Source organism: Pedococcus sp. (assembly GCF_036554925.1).
Taxonomy (GTDB): domain Bacteria; phylum Actinomycetota; class Actinomycetes; order Actinomycetales; family Dermatophilaceae; genus Pedococcus_A.
The window spans coordinates 1-5,500 of the sequence record NZ_DATBMI010000088.1; the positions used below are offsets into that span (position 1 = coordinate 1).

6 protein-coding genes are annotated in these 5,500 nt (G+C 71.4%); 3 read left to right on the top strand and 3 right to left on the bottom strand.

The window, feature by feature from the left end; genetic code table 11:
* On the top strand, positions 1 to 685 hold a 685-nt coding region (locus VIB11_RS07415), incomplete at its 5' end, for an ABC transporter ATP-binding protein (protein WP_332029864.1).
* On the opposite strand, the gene VIB11_RS07420 is transcribed toward VIB11_RS07415, so the two are convergent.
* Positions 660 to 1,667: a hypothetical protein gene (locus tag VIB11_RS07420; RefSeq protein WP_332029866.1), complete on the bottom strand. Its 1,008-nt coding sequence runs from the start codon at positions 1,665 to 1,667 to the stop codon at positions 660 to 662. The two genes, VIB11_RS07415 and VIB11_RS07420, sit on opposite strands and share 26 nt — an antisense overlap.
* Before the next feature lie 105 nt (positions 1,668 to 1,772).
* Between VIB11_RS07420 and aroE the strand changes: the two genes are divergently transcribed.
* Positions 1,773 to 2,669 carry a shikimate dehydrogenase gene (gene aroE / locus VIB11_RS07425; protein ID WP_332029868.1) on the top strand — a complete coding sequence of 299 codons (897 nt, stop codon included), beginning with the start codon at positions 1,773 to 1,775 and terminating at the stop codon, positions 2,667 to 2,669.
* 37 nt (positions 2,670 to 2,706) lie between these two features.
* Here the strand turns inward: aroE and VIB11_RS07430 are convergent, their stop codons facing one another.
* Together VIB11_RS07430 and VIB11_RS07435 are read right to left on the bottom strand one after the other, a co-directional pair.
* Complete coding sequence (locus VIB11_RS07430; protein WP_332029870.1) at positions 2,707 to 3,108, bottom strand: VOC family protein; 402 nt, start codon at positions 3,106 to 3,108, stop codon at positions 2,707 to 2,709.
* A gap of 68 nt (positions 3,109 to 3,176) precedes the next feature.
* The gene (locus tag VIB11_RS07435) at positions 3,177 to 3,980 is read right to left on the bottom strand and encodes a class III extradiol ring-cleavage dioxygenase (protein WP_332029872.1); all 804 of its coding nucleotides are present in this window, start codon (positions 3,978 to 3,980) and stop codon (positions 3,177 to 3,179) included.
* A 206-nt stretch (positions 3,981 to 4,186) separates the two neighbouring features.
* Here VIB11_RS07435 and topA point away from each other — a divergent pair.
* On the top strand, positions 4,187 to 5,500 hold a 1,314-nt coding region (gene topA / locus VIB11_RS07440), incomplete at its 3' end, for a type I DNA topoisomerase (RefSeq protein ID WP_332029874.1).

Consider the following 5,500-nt stretch of genomic DNA (forward strand, 5'->3'; position numbering starts at 1 on the left):
CGCCGGCAAGACCACCCTGGTCAACCTCGTCATGCGGTTCTACGAGCTCGACTCCGGGCGGATCACCCTCGACGGCATCGACATCACGGACCTCACCCGGCAGGGGCTTCGCTCGCAGGTGGGCATGGTGCTGCAGGACACCTGGCTGTTCGGCGGCACCATCCGCGAGAACATCGCCTACGGGCGGCCGGGGGCGTCGGACGAGGAGGTGCTGCGAGCCGCGCGGGCCACCTACGTCGACCGGTTCGTCCACGCCCTGCCCGACGGCTACGACACCGTCCTCGACGCCGAGGGCGGCAACATCAGCGCCGGCGAGAAGCAGCTCGTCACCATCGCGCGAGCGTTCCTCTCCGACCCCGCGCTGCTGATCCTCGACGAGGCCACGAGCTCGGTCGACACCCGCACCGAGGTCCTCGTGCAGCACGCGATGGCCGCGCTGCGCAGCGACCGCACGAGCTTCGTCATCGCGCATCGGCTGTCGACGATCCGCGACGCCGACCTGATCCTGGTGATGGAGAAGGGCAGCATCGTCGAGCAGGGCTCGCACCACGAGCTGCTCGCCCGTGGTGGGGCCTACGCTCGGCTGTATGCCGCGCAGTTCAGGGGTGCAGCCGTGGACGTCGACACCGGGGAGGCGCCGGCTCCCGAGGACGTGGTGGTCAGCCGTGCGCCGGCAGGCGGGTGATCCAGTACTCCGCAGTGAGGGGGTCCGGGACCGTGCCGAAGCGAGCGTTGACCGTCCACAGCCAGCCACCGGCGAGGGTGGCCGTGGTGGGCACGTCCAGCTCCTCGTGGGTCAGGGCGGTCACCCAACGCGCGTGCCAGTGCCCGTCGTCGCGGCCCAGCCGGAGCACGGCCACCTGGTCGGGGCCGCTGCCGCGGACGTTGTAGAGCGTCCGGCCGTGCAGCTCGAGGCCGTCCCCGCCGATGATCCCCGGCCCGCCGGACACCGGGATCTCGGTGGCCTCGCCCGTGCGCGGGTGCACCTGCCACAGCCCGCCGGCGCGGCTGTTGTTGAGGAGCAGGCTGCCGTCGGGGAGCTGACGGATCCCGTTGGCGTTGATGTTGGTCCCGTCGAAGGCCGGCCAGTCACCGCCGAGGTCGACGAACTCGGGGTCGTCACTGGACGGGTGACCGTCACTGTCGAGGTCGATGCGCGTGAGCCTGTCGTTGCGTGAGTCGGTGACCCAGACGGCGCGCCGGGTGACCACCAGGTCGTTCAGGAAGACGGCGTCGGGCACGACGACGTCGTGGGCGACGTTGCCGCTCCAGGCCCTGACGGCCCACACGTGGGCCTCGGTCCCGACGTTGCCGGCCGCCCACACGAGCCCGCTGCGCCGGTCGAACCACAGGCCGCGGAGCGCTCGCCCCGTGGCGCCCGGAAGCAGCACCCTCGAGGTTCCCCGGCTCAGGTCTCCGGTCACGATGCGGCCGTCGGCGAGGGACCCGACGTAGTAGCGGTCTCCCGGACCCGACGTGATGCCCTCGGGGCGGATGCCATCGGGCAGGCGCACCGTGCGAGGCAGGGAGCGGGGCGAGGAGTGTGGCACCGTGGCCGCCTGCGCGCCCGTGAGGGGGGCTGCGGCGGCAGCCGCGGTCAGGGTGGCAGCGGCCGAGGCCGAGCGGAGGAAGGCGCGACGTCCGAGAGGAGTGGTTGAAACGGCCATCACCCATGGTGTGCACCTACCCCCGCGTAGCGCCACCCCGAGCGAGGGGTGGTAGGCCCCCCTGCGCACGACTCCGCCACGACATCGACCGCGACGGTGGGCATGATGCCTGTCCAGTCGATGCCCTTCGGGAACGAGGACTCCATGACCCAGAACCGCAGCTTCGTCAGCACCCTCACCGGCTCCTTCTCGACCCCGGCCGCCGACAACCCCACCGTCGCGATGGTCGAGGCGGCCTACCGCGCCCTCGGGCTCGACGCCCGCTACCTCAACTGCGACGTCCAGCCCGAGGGCCTGGCTGACGCGGTGCGGGGTGCTCGAGCCATGGGCTGGGTCGGCTTCAACTGCTCCCTGCCGCACAAGGTCGCGGTGGTCGAGCACCTCGACCGGCTGGCTGGGTCGGCGCAGGCCATCGGCGCGGTCAACTGCGTCGTGCGGGAGGGGCAGGAGCTGGTGGGGGAGAACACCGACGGCCAGGGGTTCGTCAGCTCGCTGCGGACCGTGGTCGACCCGGCAGGGGCGTCGATGGTCCTCTTCGGCGCGGGCGGTGCCGCCCGGGCGATCGCCGTGGAGTCGGCGCTGGCCGGGGTCGCGGAGGTCACCGTCGTGAACCGCGACCCGGGGCGGGGCGCCTCGCTGGTCGACCTGGTCGAGCGGGCGACCCCGGCGCGGGCCCGTCAGGTGGTGTGGGACCACACGTATGCCGTGCCCGCCGGGACGTCGATCGTCGTCAACTCCACCTCGGTGGGCCTCGCGCCGCACGGCGATGCCCTCATCGAGGTCGACCTCGACAGCATCGGGCCGGGCATGCTCGTGGCCGACGTGATCCCGAACCCGGCGGAGACCCGCCTGCTGCGCGAGGCTGCCGAACGTGGGGCGGAGACCCTGGACGGCCTCGGGATGCTCGTCGAGCAGGGCGCCATCGCCATCGGGCTCTGGACCGGTGCCGAGCCCGACCGTGCGGTGATGCGCCAAGCGCTCGAGGACGTCTTCGGCGCTTAGGGGGCAGCCAGACAGGCGAACCGACACTCCTGTCAGGTCACCACATGGCCTCGAGGTCGTCGCGGGCCAGGGCCGGTGGATCGTACTTCGGCTGGTACACCGTGACCGGCCGAGCACCGGGGACCAGGATCCGGATGGTCGATCCCCAGGGCCGCTCCTCGACCTCCCCCTCAAACTGGGCACCGCGGGCTGCGAGCTCCTTCATGGTCGCCTCGAGGTCGTCGCACATGAAGGAGAGGTCGAAGTGCTGGTCGGTGCCGCCGGTCTGGCCCTCGTACTCCCAGGACGCCGGATGCACGCCCATCTCGCTGGAGCCCGTCCTGAAGATCAGCCAGCCGCCGCCGGAGTCGACGGCCGGGAGCTGCAGGACGTCGCGGAAGAAGGCGCGGGCCGCGTCGGGGTCGTCGGCGTAGACGAGGGTGTGCAGAGCGGTGATCATGCTTCACCGTAGGAGCGCGGGACGGCCCGGCGCCACGGCCAGACGATGACCGGGCCCCCAGGCGAGCCTCAGGCGAACTGCCAGGAGCGCTTGCTCAGCCCGAACCAGAAGCCGTCGATGACGCTCTCGCTCTCCAGGGAGCCGGACTCGTGGGCGGCGCCCAGCGCGACGAACAGCGGCGCCCAGTGCTCGGTGCGGGGGTGCGCCTCGACGGCGGCCGGCGCCCGGTGCAGGAAGTCCAGCACCGCGTCGACGTCCTGCCGCTCGAGCGCCTCGGCCGCCCAGTGGTCGAACTCGGTCGAGGCCTTCGGAGGTGCCGCGTCAGGCCCCGCCGAGGGGTTGAACCACCGCAGGTTGTGGGTGGTGAATCCGGAGCCGACGATCAGGGTGCCCTCGTCTCGCAGCGGCGCGAGCCGTCGCCCGAGTGCGAACAGCGCCTGGGGGTCGAGGGTCGGCATCGACATCTGGAGCACCGGCACGTCGGCCTCGGGGTACATCTCCACGAGCGGGACGTACGCGCCGTGGTCGAGGCCGCGGGTCTCGTCGCGGTGGACCGGGGTGTCGGCCGAGTGCACCAGCCGGGCGACGTCGTCGGCGAGCTCCGGCGCGCCCGGGGCGGCGTAGCTCACGTCGTAGTACTTGCGCGGGAAGCCCCAGAAGTCGTAGACGAGGGGCACTCGGCCGGAGGTGGCGCCCAGGGACAGGGGCGCGGCCTCCCAGTGCGCGGAGACCATCAGGATGCCGGAGGGCTTGCCGAACCGGCTCGACCAGTCCGCCAGCTGCTGGGTCCACACCGCGTCGTCGGCGAGCGGCGGGGCGCCGTGGCTCAGGTAGAGGACGGGCGGACGTGCAGGGGTCGGGGTCGTGGTCACGAGGCATGGTAGCAAGAAGGTGGTTTAATCATCAACTAGATGGGCCGTGCCACCGCGGTGGCAGGCGGCCGCGTGACCGTCGCCACGGCCCGTCGGCGTGGGCAGTTGGACGAGCACCTCCCGGCTCGGGATACCGTGCCTTCCGTCGACCACGTCCGAGCAGCGACGAATCCGCTGCACGTGGGGGCAGGACTGAGGTGTATTTCGTGAGCACGGGGCGCAAGCTCGTCATCGTCGAGTCGCCGGCGAAGGCCAAGACCATCGGCGGCTACCTGGGCAAGGACTTCGACGTCGAGGCGTCGGTCGGCCACATCCGCGACATCCCGACCCCGTCGGAGATGCCCGCGGAGGTCAAGAAGGGCCCGTTCGGCCGCTTCGGCGTCGACGTCGACAACGGCTTCGAGGCGTACTACGTCGTCGACAACGACAAGAAGAAGAAGGTCTCCGAGCTCAAGCGTCTCCTCAAGGACGCCGACGAGCTCCTCCTGGCCACCGATGAGGACCGCGAGGGCGAGGCCATCGCCTGGCACCTCCTCGAGGTGCTCAAGCCCAAGGTCCCGGTCAAGCGGATGGTGTTCCACGAGATCACCAAGGAGGCCATCCAGCGGGCGGTCAACAACACCCGGGACCTCGACACGCGGCTCGTCGACGCCCAGGAGACGCGGCGCATCCTCGACCGCCTCTACGGCTACGAGGTCTCCCCGGTGCTGTGGCGCAAGGTCAAGGCGGGGCTCTCCGCCGGCCGCGTGCAGTCGGTGGCGACCCGCATGGTCGTCGAGCGCGAGCGTGAGCGGATGGCCTTCGTGCGGGCCTCGTACTGGGACGTCCAGGGCGACTTCACGCCGGACACCCAGTCGAACCAGTTCACCGCCCGCCTGACCACGGTGGACGGTGCGCGGGTGGCCACGGGCCGCGACTTCGCCGACGACGGCACGCTGAGGACGAAGACCGCAGCCCACCTCGACGAGGCCACGGCACGCTCGATCGCCGAGGCCGTCCAGCAGGCGCAGGTGCGGGTCAGCGGCGTCCAGGAGAAGCCGTACACGCGGCGGCCGTCCGCCCCCTTCACCACCTCGACCCTTCAGCAGGAGGCCTCCCGCAAGCTGCGCCTGTCGTCCAAGAACGCCATGCGCGTGGCCCAGCGCCTCTACGAGAACGGCTACATCACCTACATGCGAACGGACAGCACCACGCTGTCCGAGTCCGCGCTGACCGCCGCACGCCAGCAGGCTCGCGACCTCTACGGCGCGGAGTACGTCCCGCAGGCCCCGCGGCTGTACGAGAAGAAGGTCAAGAACGCGCAGGAGGCCCACGAGGCCATCCGCCCCGCCGGTGACCGCTTCCGCACCCCCGCGCAGGTAGCCGGCGAGCTGCGCGGTGACGAGTTCGCGCTCTACGAGCTGATCTGGAAGCGCACCGTCGCCTCCCAGATGGCCGACGCCCGCGGCTCCACCGCCACCGTCAAGCTCGGCGCCACCCTCGAGGACGGCCGCACCGTCGAGTTCTCCGCCAGCGGCACC